Origin of the sequence: Streptomyces montanisoli (assembly GCF_017813245.1) — a bacterium.
Taxonomy (GTDB): Bacteria; Actinomycetota; Actinomycetes; order Streptomycetales; family Streptomycetaceae; genus Streptomyces; species Streptomyces montanisoli.
The window spans coordinates 1-16,213 of the sequence record NZ_JAGIQL010000033.1 but is presented as its reverse complement, the minus strand read 5'-3'; the positions used below and the strand labels follow the sequence as shown (position 1 = coordinate 16,213).

The 16,213-nt window shown below is 71.8% G+C and carries 16 protein-coding genes; 4 read left to right on the top strand and 12 right to left on the bottom strand.

What is annotated here, in order from left to right:
* Nucleotides 1-19: 19 nt before the first annotated feature.
* The gene (locus JFN87_RS11015) at nucleotides 20-1,582 is read right to left on the bottom strand and encodes a SpoIIE family protein phosphatase (RefSeq protein WP_209339810.1); all 1,563 of its coding nucleotides are present in this window, start codon (nucleotides 1,580-1,582) and stop codon (nucleotides 20-22) included.
* A gap of 176 nt (nucleotides 1,583-1,758) precedes the next feature.
* Entirely contained in the window at nucleotides 1,759-2,250 is a 492-nt protein-coding gene (locus JFN87_RS11010; protein WP_209339809.1) for an Lrp/AsnC family transcriptional regulator, read from the bottom strand.
* Nucleotides 2,251-2,355: 105 nt separating this feature from the next.
* Between JFN87_RS11010 and JFN87_RS11005 the strand changes: the two genes are divergently transcribed.
* Both JFN87_RS11005 and JFN87_RS11000 read left to right on the top strand, forming a co-directional pair.
* The gene (locus tag JFN87_RS11005) at nucleotides 2,356-2,820 is read left to right on the top strand and encodes a DUF2000 domain-containing protein (RefSeq protein WP_209339808.1); all 465 of its coding nucleotides are present in this window, start codon (nucleotides 2,356-2,358) and stop codon (nucleotides 2,818-2,820) included.
* Nucleotides 2,821-2,946: 126 nt separating this feature from the next.
* Nucleotides 2,947-3,246, top strand: a complete 300-nt coding sequence (locus JFN87_RS11000; protein WP_209339807.1) for a chaplin — start codon at nucleotides 2,947-2,949, stop codon at nucleotides 3,244-3,246.
* Nucleotides 3,247-3,380: 134 nt separating this feature from the next.
* Here JFN87_RS11000 and JFN87_RS10995 read toward each other — a convergent pair whose 3' ends face one another.
* The 9 genes from JFN87_RS10995 to JFN87_RS10955 all read right to left on the bottom strand — a co-directional run bounded on the left by JFN87_RS10995 (nucleotide 3,381) and on the right by JFN87_RS10955 (nucleotide 12,565).
* The gene (locus JFN87_RS10995) at nucleotides 3,381-4,247 is read right to left on the bottom strand and encodes a tyrosinase family protein (protein WP_209339806.1); all 867 of its coding nucleotides are present in this window, start codon (nucleotides 4,245-4,247) and stop codon (nucleotides 3,381-3,383) included.
* Nucleotides 4,248-4,273: 26 nt separating this feature from the next.
* Nucleotides 4,274-4,753 carry a tyrosinase family oxidase copper chaperone gene (locus JFN87_RS10990; protein WP_209339805.1) on the bottom strand — a complete coding sequence of 160 codons (480 nt, stop codon included), beginning with the start codon at nucleotides 4,751-4,753 and terminating at the stop codon, nucleotides 4,274-4,276.
* Nucleotides 4,754-4,871: 118 nt separating this feature from the next.
* Nucleotides 4,872-5,906 (bottom strand): LacI family DNA-binding transcriptional regulator, encoded by a 1,035-nt coding sequence (locus JFN87_RS10985; protein WP_209339804.1) that lies wholly within the window; start codon nucleotides 5,904-5,906, stop codon nucleotides 4,872-4,874.
* Entirely contained in the window at nucleotides 5,906-7,330 is a 1,425-nt protein-coding gene (locus JFN87_RS10980) for an L-fucose/L-arabinose isomerase family protein (RefSeq protein ID WP_209339803.1), read from the bottom strand. The genes JFN87_RS10985 and JFN87_RS10980 overlap by 1 nt, the downstream gene beginning before the upstream one ends.
* A gap of 72 nt (nucleotides 7,331-7,402) precedes the next feature.
* Nucleotides 7,403-7,741, bottom strand: coding sequence for an L-rhamnose mutarotase (locus JFN87_RS10975; RefSeq protein ID WP_209339802.1), 339 nt, complete (start codon nucleotides 7,739-7,741; stop codon nucleotides 7,403-7,405).
* A gap of 17 nt (nucleotides 7,742-7,758) precedes the next feature.
* The gene (gene rhaS, locus JFN87_RS10970; protein ID WP_209339801.1) at nucleotides 7,759-8,847 is read right to left on the bottom strand and encodes a rhamnose ABC transporter substrate-binding protein; all 1,089 of its coding nucleotides are present in this window, start codon (nucleotides 8,845-8,847) and stop codon (nucleotides 7,759-7,761) included.
* 97 nt (nucleotides 8,848-8,944) lie between these two features.
* Entirely contained in the window at nucleotides 8,945-10,015 is a 1,071-nt protein-coding gene (locus tag JFN87_RS10965) for an ABC transporter permease (protein ID WP_209339800.1), read from the bottom strand.
* Nucleotides 9,999-11,048 carry an ABC transporter permease gene (locus tag JFN87_RS10960; protein ID WP_209339799.1) on the bottom strand — a complete coding sequence of 350 codons (1,050 nt, stop codon included), beginning with the start codon at nucleotides 11,046-11,048 and terminating at the stop codon, nucleotides 9,999-10,001. Before JFN87_RS10960 ends, JFN87_RS10965 begins: the two co-directional genes overlap by 17 nt.
* Complete coding sequence (locus JFN87_RS10955; protein WP_209339798.1) at nucleotides 11,045-12,565, bottom strand: sugar ABC transporter ATP-binding protein; 1,521 nt, start codon at nucleotides 12,563-12,565, stop codon at nucleotides 11,045-11,047. Before JFN87_RS10955 ends, JFN87_RS10960 begins: the two co-directional genes overlap by 4 nt.
* A gap of 291 nt (nucleotides 12,566-12,856) precedes the next feature.
* On the opposite strand from JFN87_RS10955, the gene rhaI reads away from it, so the two are divergent.
* Both rhaI and JFN87_RS10945 read left to right on the top strand, forming a co-directional pair.
* Nucleotides 12,857-14,026 (top strand): L-rhamnose isomerase, encoded by a 1,170-nt coding sequence (gene rhaI / locus JFN87_RS10950; RefSeq protein WP_209339797.1) that lies wholly within the window; start codon nucleotides 12,857-12,859, stop codon nucleotides 14,024-14,026.
* A 162-nt stretch (nucleotides 14,027-14,188) separates the two neighbouring features.
* Nucleotides 14,189-15,208 carry a LacI family DNA-binding transcriptional regulator gene (locus tag JFN87_RS10945; protein ID WP_209339796.1) on the top strand — a complete coding sequence of 340 codons (1,020 nt, stop codon included), beginning with the start codon at nucleotides 14,189-14,191 and terminating at the stop codon, nucleotides 15,206-15,208.
* Nucleotides 15,209-15,232: 24 nt separating this feature from the next.
* On the opposite strand, the gene JFN87_RS10940 is transcribed toward JFN87_RS10945, so the two are convergent.
* Entirely contained in the window at nucleotides 15,233-16,027 is a 795-nt protein-coding gene (locus JFN87_RS10940) for an SDR family NAD(P)-dependent oxidoreductase (RefSeq protein WP_209339795.1), read from the bottom strand.
* Nucleotides 16,028-16,213 lie beyond the last annotated feature (186 nt).

Sequence of the window (16,213 nt, the reverse complement as noted above, 5' to 3'; positions counted from 1 at the left end):
CGGCGCGAGACGCGTCCGCTCAGGCGTCGCGTCGCAGCAGGAGCAGGGCCATGTCGTCCCCGCCCTTCTGGGCGGCCGCCATGTCGAGGAGGTGGTCGGCGAGCGGCTCGACCTCGGCGGGTCCCGCGGCCATGGCGTCGCTCAGCGCGCACATCCTGCTGCCGAGGTCGGTGCCCGGCAGCTCCACCAGGCCGTCCGTGCACAGCAGCATGGTCTCGCCCGGAGCGAGCACGGCACGTGTCACGGGGTGGTAGATCGCGCCCGAGCCGGAGAACTCGGCGGAGAGGCCGAGCGGCAGCCCCCCGGCCGAGTCGATCCACCGGCACGCGCCGTCGCGGCGCCGCACGAGGACGTCCAGGTGGCCTGCCCGGACGATGCGCAACTCGCCGGACGCCAGGTCGCACTTGACGTACGTGCAGGTCGCGAAGCGATCCGTGTCCAGCTCGCGCAGGAACGTCGACGTACGGGCGAGCGCCGTGGCCGGCGGGTGCCCCTCCGCGACGTACGCGGACAGCGCCATGCGCAGCTGCCCCATGACGGCCGCCGCCTCGGTGTCGTGGCCCTGGACGTCGCCGACCGTCACGCCCACCGCGCCGGGCAGCTCTATCACGTCGTACCAGTCGCCGCCGACGTTCCTGCCGAGCCGCGCCGACCGGTAGCGCACGGCGATCGTGGCGCCCGGCACGGCCGGGATGACACGCGGCAGCATCGCCCGCTGGAGGCTCTCCGCCAGGTCGTGCTCCTGCCCGTGCAGCATGGCGCGCTGCAGGCCCTGGGCGATGCCGCCGGCGAGCGTGACCAGCAGGTCGCGTTCCTCCTGCGGAAAGACGTGCGGCTCGGGGAAGAGCACGCCGAGCACGCCGATGCAGCGGGACTCGACGACGAGCGGGAGGTAGGCGCCCGCGCCCAGCGGGAAGGGGTCGACGCCTGGCCACATGGTGGGATACCGCCTGCGGAACTCGCTCGGCGCCCCCACGAACCGCGGCGTGCCCGTCACGACGGTGGCCGCCATCGGCAGGGGCTCGTCCAGGCGGGAGCGCTCCTGGACCGGCAGGACGAGGTCGAGGCCGGGATGGACGAGGAGGTGCATCCTGCCGCCGCCCACCATGCCGAGCATCACGCCCATGGCACCCAGGCTGCCCAGCACTTCCGCGTCGTTGAGCGCGGCGGTGACGTCGTCGACGGAGACCGCCTGCTCCATCAGCGAGGTCAGCCGTTCGGTGACGCCCGCGCGGTCGCGGCCTATGGTCGCCCGTTCGGCCACCGTGTCCGCCGCGCGGACGACGCCGACGATACGGGCCGGCCTGCCCTTGTCGTCGAAACGGATCTGCGCCTGGGAGTGCAGGGTGCGCAGCACCCCGTCCTGCCCCCTGGTCCTGTAGTAGGCGCCGAAGCCGTCCAGTCCCTGCTTCAGGACCTGCCGGGCCCGCGCGCGCAGCCGCGCCGCCTCCTCCGCCGGGATCAGGCGGGTGGCGCTCACGGCCCTGCCGTCGTACTCCTCGGGCCTCAGGCCGAGCACGGCGAGCGCCGAGGGGTCGAGGTCGAGCAGGCCACCGCGCAGGTCCCAGTCGAAACTGCCCATGCCTCCCCCCGCCCGCGTCCGGACCGGATGGACGGGCGGGATCTGCATGTCCGGCGCGGCACCGCCGGATGGTCCCCCATCGGCCATGCTGCCACTTTCTCACCGTTCGGCCCCGAACACTCCCCGGCGGAGCAGTGAGGGCTCGGCGCGGGCCCGCGCCGGTGGCGCCGGCCGGCTCAGGCTCCGGCGTGCGGCTCCGCGCCGTGGCCGGTGGCGGGGTCGATCCGGCCGGGCGTGACGTGCTCGTACACCATCGCCGTCTGGACGTCGGCGACCTCGCGCCGCTCGGTGAGCCGGTCGATGACGAACGCGTAGACGCCGTTCACGTCGGGGACGGCCACGTGCAGCAGGAAGTCGTGGGTGCCCGAGGTGACGAAGAGGCCGATGACCTCGGGCAGCCGGGCGGACCAGTTCCTGAACCCGTCGATGACGGGCCTGGCAGGCGGCCTGATCCGCACGGAGATCAGGGCCTGCACCGGCCTTCCCATGGCATCGAGGTCGACGGCCGCGTGGTAGCCGGTGATGGCGCCGCGCTCGCGCAGCAGACGCACCCTCTCCAGGGAGGTGGACGGCGAGACGCCGGTCTTGGCGGCGAGGTCGCGGTTGGTCTGCCGTGCGTCGTTCTGCAACTCGCGCAGCAGAGCCCGGTCGACCGCATCAAATTTCATGGATTCCCACTATCGGCGCATTGAATTCGGTGCTGAGTGACTGCCGCAGGATGTCTGGCTAGCTTAGCCGCGGAATGCCGACGCGATGACGTACCAAGGAGTCCGATGTCCCTGCCCGAGCTCACCGATGCCGACATCACCCTGCACGAGTCGACCCGCAAAGCACGGCTGAAGTGGGTGATCGTCGTCGACGAGACCCTGCCGCCCGGGCGTGCGGCGAACGCCGCCGCCTGCATGGCCGCCGCCGTGGGCAGGGCTCTGCCGCGCCTGCTCGGTCCTGACACCGAGGACGCTTCGGGCGTGGCGCACACGGGCCTGCCGTGGGCCGGATGCAGCGTGCTGGCCACCGGGACGGAGCGGCTGCGGGCCATCAGGGACAAGGCGGCGGGCAAGGACCGGATGCTCGTCGTCGACATGCCGGGACACGCGCAGGCCTCCCGCGTGTACACGGAGTTCACCGAACTGATGGGCGGCACGAAGAGCGACGAGATGGTGTACCTGGGTGTGGCGCTCGTCGGGCCGCGCAACGCCGTGGACAGGCTGGTGGGCGGTCTCGGGCTGCTGGCATGACCCCCGGGTGCACCCATTCGACGGCGATCTGCGGCGATCGCCGTTACCCGGCCGGAGTCCCGGCGTTGAACGTGCGTGAGGCCGCACATCGTGCGGCTGTGCAGCAAACGTTCAAGGAGATTCCTGATGTCGCGTATCACGAAGGCAACCGCGGTGCTGGCCGGCGCCGGTGCCGTGCTGGCCGGCGGTGCCGGAATGGCCGCCGCCGACGCCGGCGCGGGTGCCGCCGCCGTCAACTCGCCGGGCGTCCTGTCCGGCAACGTCCTGCAGGTGCCCGTCCACGTGCCGGTGAACCTGTGCGGCAACACGGTCGACGTCATCGGCCTGCTGAACCCGGCCTTCGGCAACACCTGTGCCAACGTCGACAGCCACGACCACCACCACGGCCACCACGACGACGGCGGCCAGGGCGGCTACGGCGGCTGATCCCTTTGTGCGGGCCGCCCGCCCGCGCCGGGCGGCGGGGACCTGTCGGGTGCCCGTCGCCCTGCCCCTTCCCGAAACGGCCTCCGCGTTCCGCGCGGGGGCCGTTTCGGTGCGTTTGCGACCTCCCGAACCCCTCAGGCGTACCGGTAGGTCTTCGCGTGGCCGAGCATCGCCGAGGGCGTCACGTTCCACGGCGGCATCGGCTCGTGCAGGCTGATGACGCGTCCGCTCTGCGGGTCTCCCGCGGGCAGCTTCTTCGCCGGCAGGTATCCCGCCTTCGGGTGCCTGGCCTGCCAGCGGTCCCACAGCAGGTCCACGAACGCGTGGTGCAGCCAGAACACCGGATCGTTGGGGGACGCTGCACCCAGCATGTCGCCACCGACCCAGCGGTGCACCCGGTTGTGGTTGCGCCACGGCTGGTCGACGCCGGGCTTCACCCACCCCTCCAGGCCGTTGCGGAACCCTTTCGTGGGCGTCGAGTCCCAGGGCGCCACGTCGTAGACGGGCCGCTTCATCGCCGACTCCAGCTCCCGCACGGTGGGCAGCACGATGGGGTCGCGGCCCGGCCGACCGAGGTCGCGGGTGAGGAAGGGGTCGTCGGTGACGTTGTCGCGTACGGTCCAGTTGCCGGACCGGTAGGCGAAGGGTCCCGTCATGACCTGCTGGTCCCGGGAGCGGCCCGTGCCGCCGAGGAAATCGTCGCCCCACAGCGCGGCGGCCGGTGTGTTGTCCTTCGTCCAGTCCCAGTACGGCAGGCTGACCCCCGGGTCGACGGAGCGCAGAGCTCCCTCGAACTCCAGCAGGAACCTGCGGTGCCAGGGGAAGAAGGTGGGGGCCATGTGCCCCGAGCGCAGACCGCTCTCGCCGTCCGGCGTGTAGAACTCGACGTGGGTGCGGACGAACTCGTCGTAGTGGCCGCGCCTCTTCAGTTCGAGCACCGCGTTGACGAAGCTCTTCTTCTCCGCGCCCGTGAGGTCCCGCTGGTTCTTCCTCGTGTACATGGCGGTTGTGGTCCTCCCCGGTTCGGTCAGGCGTGGTGGAGCATCGGGCCGTCGAGTGACAGCCGGGCGCCGTGCAGGTCGTCGACGGCGGCGCGGGCGGCGGCCAGCGGCGTCGGGAACGACTCGAAGTGGTTGACGACGCTCATCCAGCCGCCGTCGGCCCGCCGCATGAGCTTCAGGGGCCTGCCGTCGACGAGGACGTCGTCCGCCGGGACGCCGGGGTGCACACCCGGCCGGTACGCGGCGGGCCCGGTCGTGGCCACTCCCGCGGAAGGCCTGATGCTGATGTGGCGGCCCCGGTAGGTCTCCTCGACCGCCTCCCGGTACGGCCGGGCTCCTGGGGCCGGCGGGTCCACGGTGCGGGTGCGCGCCGCGCGGTCGGCGCGCACGAGGGGAGCGAGGGCCGCGGCCGTGCCGCCCAGCGCCCCGAGGCCGAACAGGGTGCGCAGGAGTGCGCGCCTGGTCCGTCCGCCGCCTGCCGTGACACCCGTCGTGGCACCCGTCATGGGCTCCTCCGCTCGTCGTACGGGACGGGACGAGGGGTCACCGTCCCACCTCGCACAACGAGGTGACGGCGCAACGGTTATGCGCGACGGATATCCGGACGCGGTGGGTTCTCCGGTGTCAGGCCCGGCGGCGGTGGGGCAGCGAGGAGGCGCGGACCACGAGTTCGGGTTCCAGCACGATGCGCCGGTGGCGGTGGGCCGACGCCCGCGCCCCGGTCTCCTCGATGAGCAGGCCGGCCGCGAGGGCGCCGAGCCGGGTGGCGGGCTGGCGCACGGAGGTCAGGGGCACGGCGGCGGCCGCCGCGAACTCTATGTCGTCGTAGCCGACGAGCGCCGTGTCCTCGGGGACGCGCACGCCGGCGTCGTACAGCGCCTGGAGCACACCGAGTGCCAGCAGGTCGTTGGCGCAGAAGACCGCGGTGGGCCGCGGCTGGGCGCCGAGCAGCCGGGCGCCGGCGTCCCTGCCGGAGGCGACGTCGAGGCGCGCGGCCTCGATGTGGCGCAGGGCGGTGGGGGGCAGCCCGGCGGCCGCGAGCGCGGCGAGCGCGCCGTCGCGGCGCTCCTGGCACTGGGCCAGGTGCATCGGTCCGCTGACGTACGCGAGGCGGCGGTGGCCGGCCTGGAGCAGGTGGCGCACGGCGAGCTCGCCGCCCGTCACGTCGTCCACCGCCACGGAGCAGCCGTTCTCGCTCGGCACGACCCGGTCGACGGAGACGAACGGGATTTCGTGGCGGCGCAGGACGTCGAGGGTCTTCCCGGTGGTGTCGGCGGGCGAGACGAGCACGCCGCGCACCCGCTGCTCGGAGAAGATGGTGAGGTAGGCGGCCTCCTCCTCGGTGCTCTCGGCGCTGTCGCAGACCATCACGCCGAGCCCGGCGTCGCGCGCCGAGCGCTCCGCGCCCGCGGCGACCGCGACGAAGAACGGGTTGGCCATGTCGAGCACGAGCAGGCCCAGCATGCGGCTGCTGCCCGCGCGCAGCTGGCGCGCCGACTCGCTGCGGACGTAGCCGAGGCGGGTGATGGCGTTCAGCACCCGGCGGCGGGTGGCGTCGGTGACGGATTCCGGGCGGTTGATCACGTTGGACACGGTGCCCACCGAGACTCCGGCCGCGTCCGCCACATCCTTGATCCCCGCCGGCCGGGCCCGGCCCATCAGACGACGACCTCCACGAGGTCGAGGCCCGTAAGGCCGGCGAGTGCCCGCAGGTCGGGCAGGAGGCGGCCGGTGGCGAGGGCCCAGTGGTGGCCGACGCCGCTCGCGCTCCAGGCGTCCGTCCATTCGCCGGGGTCGCAGCCGAAGTCCACCCGGGAGGTGGTGTTGCCGATCTTCAGCAGCGGGCCTCCGACGACCTCGCCCTCGGCGGCGACGAGGCGGTACGAGCCGTCGCGGCCCTGGCCGAGGCCGACGAGCGTGACGGGTCCGTGCCGTACGTCGAACTCGACGGACACGCCCCAGCCGCGCTTGCCGTGGTAGACGCCGAGGCCGCGCAGCAGGGGCTTGCGCTCGCTGATGGCGAGGTGGCCGGGCCCGTCGTGGCCCATCTCGACGACGCCGGCGGTGAAGTCGAGGGCCTGGAGCTCGGTGAAGGAGCCGCCCGCGCCGAGCCGGTCGGCGACGAGCATGGCCAGCGAGGTGCGCAGCTCGTACTCGCCGCAGGTCGGGATCCCGCGCGCGGTCAGCAGGGAGGCGCCGAGGATCATGCCGGCGCCGAGCCGCTCGTGCGTCTCGCCGTCGAGTCCGCGGTGGTAGTAGGCGAGGGAGTCCAGGTCGAAGTCGGCGACGAGCCCGTCGAGGCCGACGGCCACCCGCGCGGCCCAGCGCAGGTCGTCCTCCACCACGGAGCCGTCGAGGTCGAAGACGTCGCGGGTCTCTGCCAGCTTGGCGTCCACCTCGTCGTCGGAGACCTTCTCGACCCTGACCCTGAGGTCGTCGAACTCCAGGACCTCCATGTGGCCGCCGAGGTTGCCGGTCACCATGGTGAGGTCGGTGGAGACGTCGTACATGCCCGGGTACAGGTGCCCCATCAGCCCGTGCCTGCCGTTGTTGAGGACGGAGCGCACGCCGGCGGCCCTGATCCACCGTCCGATGCGCTCCCATGCGCGTTCGTCCTCGAGGTGCCCGGAGACGGACCTGAACTCCACGCCGACGCGTTCGAAGGCGTTCGCCATCTCCGGCAGCGGGCAGGCGCCGCAGTAGGCGAGCCACTGGCCGGTGTCGAACGAGGCGTGGTCCATGGACGGCGTCGGCTGGAGGTTGATCAGCAGGACGGGCGCGCCGCTGCGCCGGGCGACGGGCACGAGCATGCTCGCCGTCATGTAGGTCGTCAGGAACCCGACGATGAGGTCGCAGTCGGCGGCGCGCAGCCTCGCCGCGGCCTCGGCGCCCTGCTGCGCGTCGGAGATGAAGCCGACGTCGACGATCTCCGCGTCGAAGGCCCGCATCCGCTCGACGACCCGCGCGGCGGACCGTTCGAGCTGCGGGAGCAGGTCGGGGAACTGCGGCCAGTAGGCGCCGAGCCCCCCTGCGACGAGCCCGATCCGGGGCTTGCGGGCGACGGCGGGGGTGCGGTGGTTCATGGCGCCTCCATCGGGTGGGTGCGGGCGGTGGGCGGCGTGTCGCGCGCCTCGGACGTGACACGCCGCCGTGCGTCAGGCGAGGTGGAATATCTCGGTGAGCGGGACCATCGCCTCGTCGGGCGCGGGCCCCGTCCCGCCGGCCCGCCCTTCGGGTGGTTCGAAGAACGGGGCCATGCCGGACTGCCAGCGTGCGTTGACCCCGGTGCGGCCCATGGCCTCGCGGGCCGCCTCGAAGTCCTCGGTCTCGAGGTATCCGACGAGCAGTCCGTCCTCGCGCAGGAACAGCGAGTAATTGTGCCAGCCGGACGCGGTCAGGGCCTGGAGCATCTCCGGCCACACCTCGGCGTGGCGCTCGCGGTACTCCGCCGCCCTGTCCTCGCGCACCTTCAGCAGGAAGCAGACGCGCTGCACGGTGCCGTCCCCCCGGCTCAGAAGTGGAACTGGTCGATGTTGGTCTTGTCGAAGACGGTCGGCTTGCCGAGGATGACCTCGCCGTCCTTGCCGACGGTGAACTTGCCGAGCTTGCCGGCGCTGAACGTGTCGCCCTGGGCGCCGGTGATCTGGCCGGACGCCAGGGCGGCGGCGGCGTAGGCGCCGAGGTAGCCGAGGTTCTCCGGGTTCCACAGCGAGAACTGCTCGACGGTGCCGTCCTTGACGTACTTGCGCATCTGGTTGGGCGTGCCGAGGCCGTTGAGCACGACCTTGCCCTTGTACGAGGAGTCGTCGAGGTAGCGCGCCGCGGCGGCGATGCCGACGGTGGTGGGCGAGATGATGCCCTTGAGGTCGGGGTACGCCTGGAGGAGGCCCTGGGTCTGCTGGAAGGACTTCTGGTCGTCGTCGTCGCCGTAGGCCACCTTGACCAGCTTCATGTTCTTGTACTTGGGGTCCTTCAGCTCCTGCTTCATGAAGTCGATCCAGGTGTTCTGGTTGGTCGCGTTCTGCGTCGCTGAGAGGATCGCGATCTTGCCCTTGTAGCCGATCTGCTTGCCGATGTGCTGGATGAGGCTGCGTCCGATGTCCTCGGAGCTCGCCTGGTTGATGAAGATCTGGCGGCAGTCCTTGGCGGTGTCGGAGTCGTAGGAGACGACCTTGATGCCCTGCTTCATGGCCTGCTTGAGGGGGCCGCACACCGCGTTGGGGTCGTTGGCGGCGACGAGGATCGCGTCCTGCTGCTGCTGGATCAGCGTGTTGATGTACGACACCTGGGAGGAGGCGCTCGCGTCGGACGGGCCGACCTCCTTGGCGGTGCCGTGGAAGGACTTGGCCGCCGCGATGCCCGCGTCGTCGACGATCTTCTCGTAGGGGTTGTTGATCTGCTTGGGCAGGAACGCCATTTTGAGGTTCTTCTTCAGCGGCGCGTTCGGGTCGGCCTTCGCGGAGCTCGCCGCGGCGCCGCCCGCGTCGTTCTTGGCGTCGTTCTTGGTGGTGCCGGAGCAGGCGGTGAGCGCGACGGCCAGGGCGCAGACGGCGGCGGCTGTGGCTGCTGTGCGCCCGCGGGCGGCGGTACGGATCGTCATGGGGTCGTGGCCTTTCGGGAAGTCGCTGCTGAGGGTGTGCGGGCCGTGCCGGGGCCGGCCGGGCGGCGCCGGCCCCTGGCGGGGTTGCGGTGGGTTTTCAGGTGGTGGCGGCAGCGGCGGACGCCGCTCGCCGTTGCCGCCGTTCGGTGACGGCGCCGATGATCCGCGGGGTGAGGACGGAGGCGACGAGGAGCAGGCCCGTCACGACGGTCTGCACCTCGCCCGGCACGTCGTTGAGCGTGAGCAGGTTGCGCAGGACCCCGATGAGGAGGATGCCGGCGACGGCCCCGGCGAGCGTGCCCTTGCCGCCGTCGAAGTCGATGCCGCCGAGCAGGATCGCGCTGATGACCAGCAGTTCGTAGCCGGTGCCGTTGTCCGCACGCGCGCTTCCGTAGCGCAGCGTGAAGACGATGCCGGCGAAGGCGGAGAGCAGGCCGGTGAGCACGAAGAGCAGCAGCTTGTACCGCTTGACCCTGATGCCCGCGAAGAACGCGGCGTCCTCCTGGGCGCCGATCGCGAACAGGGAGCGGCCGAAGGAGGTGGAGTGCAGGACGAACGCCGTCACGATCGCGAGCACGATGAACAGCACGATCGGATAGGTCAGGAACGTGCCGGGGAGGGTCGTGGTGTTGGCCGTCCAGGCGGCGTACTTCGACGGGAAGTCGGTGATGGCGTCGCTGCCGAGCACGACGGAGGCGAGACCGCGGTAGAGGGCGAGGGTGCCGATGGTCACCGCCAGCGAGGGCAGTCCCACGCGGGTGACGAGCCAGCCGTTGAGCAGGCCGCCGAGTATCCCGACGACGAGGACGATCGGCACGATCGTCTCGAAGGCCCAGCCGGCGTTCCACAGGGCGCCGGCGAGGGCGCTGCTGAAGCCGAGCATGGAGCCGACGGAGAGGTCGATCTCGCCCGCCACGACCAGCAGGGTCATGGGCAGCGCGATCAGGGCGACCTCGGATATGTCGTTGAACGCGAAGGCGAGGTTGCCGCCGCCGCTGAAGCCGTCCGTGGTGCCGAGGCCGACGAGGAAGACCGCGATCAGCAGGGCGACGACCGCCGTGTCCCAGCGCAGGGCGAGGGACTTCGCGCGCAGGCCGGCCGTGAGCGGGGGCTCCGCCTTCCCGGCCGCGCCGGGCGCGGGGCTGCGGGTGTCAGGCGCCATGGCCATGGCGGGCGCTCCTCTTCCTCAGTGCGGCTGTCATCCGCAGGTTGACGATCCGGTCGGCGCTGATGGCCGCGAGCAGCAGCGCGCCGGTGATGGCGCCCTGCCAGAACGAGCTGACCTTCAGCACCACCAGGGCGCTGCCGATGGTGGTCACCAGCAGGGCGCCGAGCGCCGCGCCCCACGCGGTGCCGGTGCCGCCGGTGATGGCGACACCGCCCACGACGACGGCGCTCACGACGGTCAGCTCGTAGCCGTGTGCGTTGTCCGCGACGACCGTGCCGAACCGGGCGAGCCAGAGGGCGCCGGCGAATCCGGCGACGGCCCCGGAGAACAGGTAGGCGCCGAGGACGCGGCGGCGCATCGGGGTGCCGGCGAGCCTGGCCGCCTCGGGGTTGGAGCCGATCGCGTACAGCTCGCGGCCCGAGCGGTAGCCGCGCAGGAAGTACGTGGTGAGCGCGAGCAGGACCACGGCGATGAGCGGCAGGTACGGCACGCCGAGGACGCTGCCGCTGCCGAGGTGCAGGATCGCCTCGGGCACCTGCGCCGCGTTGATCTGGTCGCCGCTCGCCCACCAGTAGTCGAGGCCCTGGATGATGTAGAGCATGCCCAGGGTGACCACGAGCGCGGGCACCCTGCCGAAGCTGACGAGCGCTCCGCTGACCAGGCCGCAGGCGAGTCCGATCGCCACGCCGAGCAGCAGGGTGATCAGCACGCCGTGCTCGGTGTCGGCGACGAACTTGCCGCAGGCGAAGGCCGACAGGCCCGTCACGGAGCCGACGGACAGGTCGATGTTGCGGGTCACGACGACGACGGACTGCCCGATCGCGAGCAGCACCAGGATGGACGCGTTCAGGAGCAGGTCCTTGACGCCCTGGCTGTCGAGGAAGCGGGGGTTGGCGATCCAGGTGCACAGGATCAGCAGGACGAGCGCGCCCGCGATGCTGATCTCCCTGGCGCGGAAGACGGTGTCGACGAGGGAGCGCGCCGAGCCGGGCTCGCCCGTCGCCGCGGTGGGCTTGTCGGTCAGGGTGGTCATGCCGCGGCCCTCTCTCGTCCGGTCGCCGCGGCCATCACGCTCTCCTCGGTGGCCTCGGCTCGGGGTATCTCGGCCGTGAGGCGGCCTTCGTGCATGACGAGCACGCGGTCGGCCATGCCGAGCACCTCGGGCAGGTCGGAGGAGATCATCAGGACGGCGAGGCCGTCGGCGGCGAGCGAGGACAGCAGGCGGTGCACCTCGGCCTTGGTGCCGACGTCGATGCCGCGGGTGGGTTCGTCCACGATCAGCACGGCGGGCAGCGTCGCGAGCCACTTGGCCAGCACGACCTTCTGCTGGTTGCCGCCCGACAGCACGCCGACCGGGTCGGCCAGGCGGTTGTACTTGAGCTGGAGCCGTACGGCCCAGTCGGCGGCGCGTCCGTGTTCGAGGGCGCGGCGCACCAGCCCTCCTCTGCCCAGCTTGCCGAGGCCGGTCAGGCCGATGTTGCGCTCGATGGACATCGCCATCACGAGGCCGCGCTGCCTGCGGTCCTCGGGGACGAGGGCGAGCCCCGCCTCCATGGCGGCGGTCGGGGACCCCTTGGGAAGCTTCCTGCCGGCCACCTCGACGTCGCCCGCGTCGGCGCGGTCCACGCCGAAGACGGCTTGGGCGACCTCGCTGCGGCCCGCGCCGACGAGCCCGGCGAGCGCGACGATCTCGCCCCGCTTGACCTCGAAGGAGACGTCGTGGAAGACGCCCTCCCTGGTGAGCCGGCGTACCGTCAGGGCGGTCTCGCCGAGCTTCGCCTTCTGCTTGGGGTAGAGCTCGCCGAGGTCGCGGCCGACCATCCGGCGCACCAGGTCGTCCTCGGTGAGTCCTTCGAGGGGCTCGGACGAGACGAAGCGGCCGTCTCGCAGGGTGGTGACCCGCGCGCACAGCCGGAAGATCTCCTCCAGCCGGTGCGAGATGAACAGGACGGCGGCGCCCTCGGCTTCGAGTGCGCGTACGACGGAGAAGAGGCGGGCGGTCTCGCTGCCGGTCAGCGCGGCGGTCGGCTCGTCCATGATCAGGACGCGCGCGTCGAAGGAGAGCGCCTTGGCGATCTCCACGATCTGCTGGTCGGCTATGGAAAGGCCGCGTGCCAGCCTGTCCGGGTCGAGCGCCACGCCGAGCCGCTTCAGCAGGTCCTCGGTGGTCGAGCGGACGGCCGCGCGGTCGATGCGGCCCAGGCCGCGCCGCGGCTGGCGGCCCATGAAGATGTTCTCGGCGACCGACAGGTCGGGGAAGAGCGTGGGCTCTTGGTAGATGACGGCGATCCCGGCGTCGCGCGCGTCGGCGGGCCCGGCGAAGGTGACGGGGCGTCCGTCGAGCAGCACCTCGCCGCTGTCGGGCCGGTGCACGCCGGCGAGCGTCTTGATCAGGGTGGACTTGCCCGCGCCGTTCTCCCCGGCGAGTGCGTGCACCTCGCCGGGGAACAGCTGGAGGGACACGTCCCGCAAGGCCCGCACCGCGCCGAAGGACTTGCTCACGTCCCTCAGTGCCAGAACGGGGGCTCCGCCCGTCTCGGGCTGGTTCATCGAAGGCTCCTCGGCGTGGCTCACTCTTGGCACATCGTGAAAGGTTTCAAAAGGATGTCCTGGAAGCTAGACGCCCTCGGCCGATGGAGTCAACGGGTCTGCTCGACATTTTCCGGCTCGCCCGGATGTGGACCGATCCGACGCGAACGGCACAGTACGGCAAGAGCCTTGACTCCCCAAGGGGTGTCCTCTACGTTGACCTGGCAATGAAACGATTCAGCCTATTGTTCGATCAAGGCTGCGTTGCCGGCCGGCCCGCGCGGCGGGTCCCCACCACGGGAGCTCCGAGAGATGTCAGGTCAGTCCGCTGTGTCCGCGGCGAAGGCCGCGCTGAAGTCCCAGGCCATCGAGTTGCCCTCGTGGGCGTTCGGCAATTCGGGGACACGCTTCAAGGTCTTCGCCCAGCCGGGCGTGCCGAGGTCGCCCGAGGAGAAACTGGCCGACGCCGCCCGGGTCCACGCCCACACGGGTGTGGCGCCCACCGTGGCGCTGCACATCCCGTGGGACCGCGTCGACGACTATGCGACGCTCGCCGCCTACGCGGGCGACCTCGGGCTGCGGCTCGGCGCCATCAACTCCAACGTCTTCCAGGACGACGACTACAAGCTGGGCTCGGTGACGCACCCCGACGCGGCCGTGCGCCGCAAGGCGCTCGGCCACCTGCTCGAGTGCGTCGACATCATGGACGCCACCGGCTCGCGCGACCTCAAGCTGTGGTTCTCCGACGGCACCAACTACCCGGGCCAGGACGACATCTCCGCGCGCCAGGGACGGCTGGCCGAGGCCCTTTCCGCCGTCTACGAGCGGCTCGGCGACGACCAGCGGATGCTGCTCGAGTACAAGCTGTTCGAGCCGGCCTTCTACACGACGGACGTGCCGGACTGGGGCACGGCGTACGCGCACTGCCTCAAGCTCGGCCCGAAGGCGCAGGTCGTCGTCGACACCGGCCACCACGCGCCGGGCACGAACATCGAGTTCATCGTGGCGATGCTGCTGCGGGAGGGGAAGCTCGGCGGCTTCGACTTCAACTCGCGCTTCTACGCCGACGACGACCTGATGGTCGGCGCCGCCGATCCGTTCCAGCTGTTCCGGATCATGTACGAGGTGGTGCACGGCGGCGGCCTCGACGCCGGCATCGCGTTCATGCTCGACCAGTGCCACAACATCGAGGAGAAGATCCCCGCGATCATCCGTTCCGTGATGAACGTTCAGGAGGCCACGGCGAAGGCCCTGCTGGTGGACGGGGACGCGCTCGCGAAGGCGCAGCGGGAGGGTGACGTGCTGGGCGCGAACGCGGTGCTGATGGACGCGTACAACACGGACGTGCGCCCGCTCGTGGCGGAGGTCCGTGACGAACTGGGCGCCGACGCCGACCCGGTCGCCGCCTACCGCTCCTCCGGTTACGGGCAGAAGATCGTGGCCGACCGCGTCGGCGGCACCCAGGCGGGCTGGGGCGCCTGACAGTCCGGGTACGCGTTCGGCGGGCCGGCGGCGGGCACTGCCCCCGGCACCGGCCGCCGCGCCGTCCCTCGGGAGGTCGCGCATATGATGGTGGGCCCGGGTCCGGCGCCAGATCCTCGGCGGCACGCGGGCCCCGGGACGAGGCGAATGAGGGCGGGCGAAGTGGCACAGACGGTGGGGATCAAGGACGTGGCCCGGCTCGCCGGTGTCTCCGTCGGCACCGTCTCGAACGTGCTCAACCGCCCCGACAAGGTCGCGGAGCGCACCCGGGTGCGGGTACGAGCGGTCATCGACGAGCTGGGCTTCGTGCGCAGCGAGACCGCGCGGCAGCTCCGGGTCGGCACGAGCCGCATCCTGGCGATACTCGTACTGGACATGGCCAACCCGTTCTTCGTGGCGGTCGCCAAGGGCGCCGAGCGCGCGGCCAGGGAGGCCGGGCTCGGGGTGATGCTCTGCAACAGCGCGAGCAGCTCCGCCGAGGAGGCCGAGTACCTCTCGCTCTTCGCGGAGCAGCGTGTGCGGGGCGTGCTCGTGACGCCCGCCGACGAGACTGGCCGCAACATGCGGGACTTCGCCCGCAGGCAGATCCCGTATGTGCACGTTGACCGCGCCGTGTCGCAGGCGCTCGGCTGCTCGGTGTCCGTGGACGACGTGGCGGGGGGCACGCTCGCCGTGCGGCACCTGCTGGCGGCGGGGCACCGCTCGGTCACGTACATCAGCGGGCCGAAGCAGCTGGCGCAGTGCAGGGACCGGCGCACCGGCGCGCTGGCTGCGCTGCGCGAGGGGGGGCTGCCCGACGACGCGCTGCGCCAGGTCGAGGCGGCGCGACTGGACGTCGCGTCGGGCATCGACGCGGGCGCGCGCCTGCTCGGCCTGCCGGAGCGGCCCACCGCCGTCTTCTGCGCCAACGACCTGCTGGCGCTCGGTGTGCTCCAGGCGATGTACGGCGCGGGCGTCGACGTGCCGGGAGACGTGTCGATCATCGGCTACGACGACATCGAGTTCGCCGCGGCCGCCGTCGTACCGCTGACGTCGGTGCGTCAGCCCGCAGAGCGCATGGGACGCACGGCGGCCGAGATGCTGATGGAGGAGACGGGCCTGGAGGCGGAGCACCACTCGCACCGCGCGGTGGTGCTCCAGCCCGAGCTCGTCGTCCGCAGCTCGACGCGCCGCCTCGACTGAGCCAGGCGTGGCCGCGCCCGCGGGTCAGGGCACGATGGAGTCGATGTAGCCGCCGTCCACCCGCACCGCCGCGCCCGTGGTGGCGGACGCGAGCGGCGAGCTGAGGTAGACGACCATGTTGGCGATCTCCTCCGGCTCGATCAGGCGCTGGAGCAGCGACTGGGGCCGGTGCTCCCGCATGAAGACCCGCTGCGCCTCCTCCCACGGCAGTTCGCTGTCGACCATCTGGTAGACGAACTCCTCGACGCCGCCGGTGTGGGTGGGCCCGGCCAGTACGGAGTTCACCGTGACGCCGGTGCCCGCCGCCGTCTTGGCGAACCCCCTGGCGACGGCGAGGAGCGAGGTCTTCGTGACGCCGTAGTGGATCATCTCGGCGGGCACGGCGATCGCGGAGTCGCTGGCGATGTACTGCACCCGGCCGAAGCCGCGGTCGGTCATGCCGGGCAGGTAGGCGCGGGTGAGCCGGACGGCGGCCAGCACGTTGACCTCGAAGTAGCGCCGCCACTCGTCGTCGGTGATCTCCAGCGCCGGCAGCGCCCCGAAGATGCCGAGGTTGTTGCAGAGGATGTCGGTGCGCGGCAGCGCTTCGAGCACGGCGCGCGCGCCCTCGTCCGTCGACACGTCGCCCGGAACTCCGACGAAGTCGCCGCCGGGCGAGCCGTCGCGCAGCTGGTCGAGCGCCTTGTCCACGGATTCGTCGGTGCGGCCGTTCACTGCGACCCGGGCGCCGGCCCTGGCCAGGCCCTTCGCGATGGCGGCGCCGATCCCCCGGGTGGAGCCGGTCACGAGAGCGGTCTTTCCTGCGAGGTCGATACGCAAGTCCGGTTCCTTCCGTCTGCGGTCGTCGGTCTGCACGGTCAAGGCATCGGGGACATTGTGGGCCCGCCCGGCCCTCGTGTCCGGCCCGGCGGCGCACGCGGTGTGTCGCCGGCCGGCCGCTCACCCGGGACCGCGCTCGCGGCCCCTCAGCCCCGTCGCATGGGCCCCGGCCCGGCGGGCGCTCCG

Excerpts from the sequence above, each read along its gene's own strand:
- JFN87_RS10995 (WP_209339806.1), bottom strand. The coding sequence starts at position 4,247 with ATGTACACGAGGAAGAACCAGCGGGACCTCACGGGCGCGGAGAAGAAG.
- JFN87_RS10960 (WP_209339799.1), bottom strand. The coding sequence starts at position 11,048 with ATGACCACCCTGACCGACAAGCCCACCGCGGCGACGGGCGAGCCCGGC.
- JFN87_RS11000 (WP_209339807.1), top strand. The coding sequence starts at position 2,947 with ATGTCGCGTATCACGAAGGCAACCGCGGTGCTGGCCGGCGCCGGTGCC.
- JFN87_RS11005 (WP_209339808.1), top strand. The coding sequence starts at position 2,356 with ATGTCCCTGCCCGAGCTCACCGATGCCGACATCACCCTGCACGAGTCG.
- JFN87_RS10955 (WP_209339798.1), bottom strand. The coding sequence starts at position 12,565 with ATGAACCAGCCCGAGACGGGCGGAGCCCCCGTTCTGGCACTGAGGGAC.
- JFN87_RS11015 (WP_209339810.1), bottom strand. The coding sequence starts at position 1,582 with ATGGGCAGTTTCGACTGGGACCTGCGCGGTGGCCTGCTCGACCTCGAC.
- JFN87_RS10980 (WP_209339803.1), bottom strand. The coding sequence starts at position 7,330 with ATGAACCACCGCACCCCCGCCGTCGCCCGCAAGCCCCGGATCGGGCTC.
- rhaI (WP_209339797.1), top strand. The coding sequence starts at position 12,857 with ATGTCAGGTCAGTCCGCTGTGTCCGCGGCGAAGGCCGCGCTGAAGTCC.
- rhaS (WP_209339801.1), bottom strand. The coding sequence starts at position 8,847 with ATGACGATCCGTACCGCCGCCCGCGGGCGCACAGCAGCCACAGCCGCC.
- JFN87_RS10990 (WP_209339805.1), bottom strand. The coding sequence starts at position 4,753 with ATGACGGGTGCCACGACGGGTGTCACGGCAGGCGGCGGACGGACCAGG.
- JFN87_RS10965 (WP_209339800.1), bottom strand. The coding sequence starts at position 10,015 with ATGGCCATGGCGCCTGACACCCGCAGCCCCGCGCCCGGCGCGGCCGGG.
- JFN87_RS11010 (WP_209339809.1), bottom strand. The coding sequence starts at position 2,250 with ATGAAATTTGATGCGGTCGACCGGGCTCTGCTGCGCGAGTTGCAGAAC.
- JFN87_RS10985 (WP_209339804.1), bottom strand. The coding sequence starts at position 5,906 with ATGGGCCGGGCCCGGCCGGCGGGGATCAAGGATGTGGCGGACGCGGCC.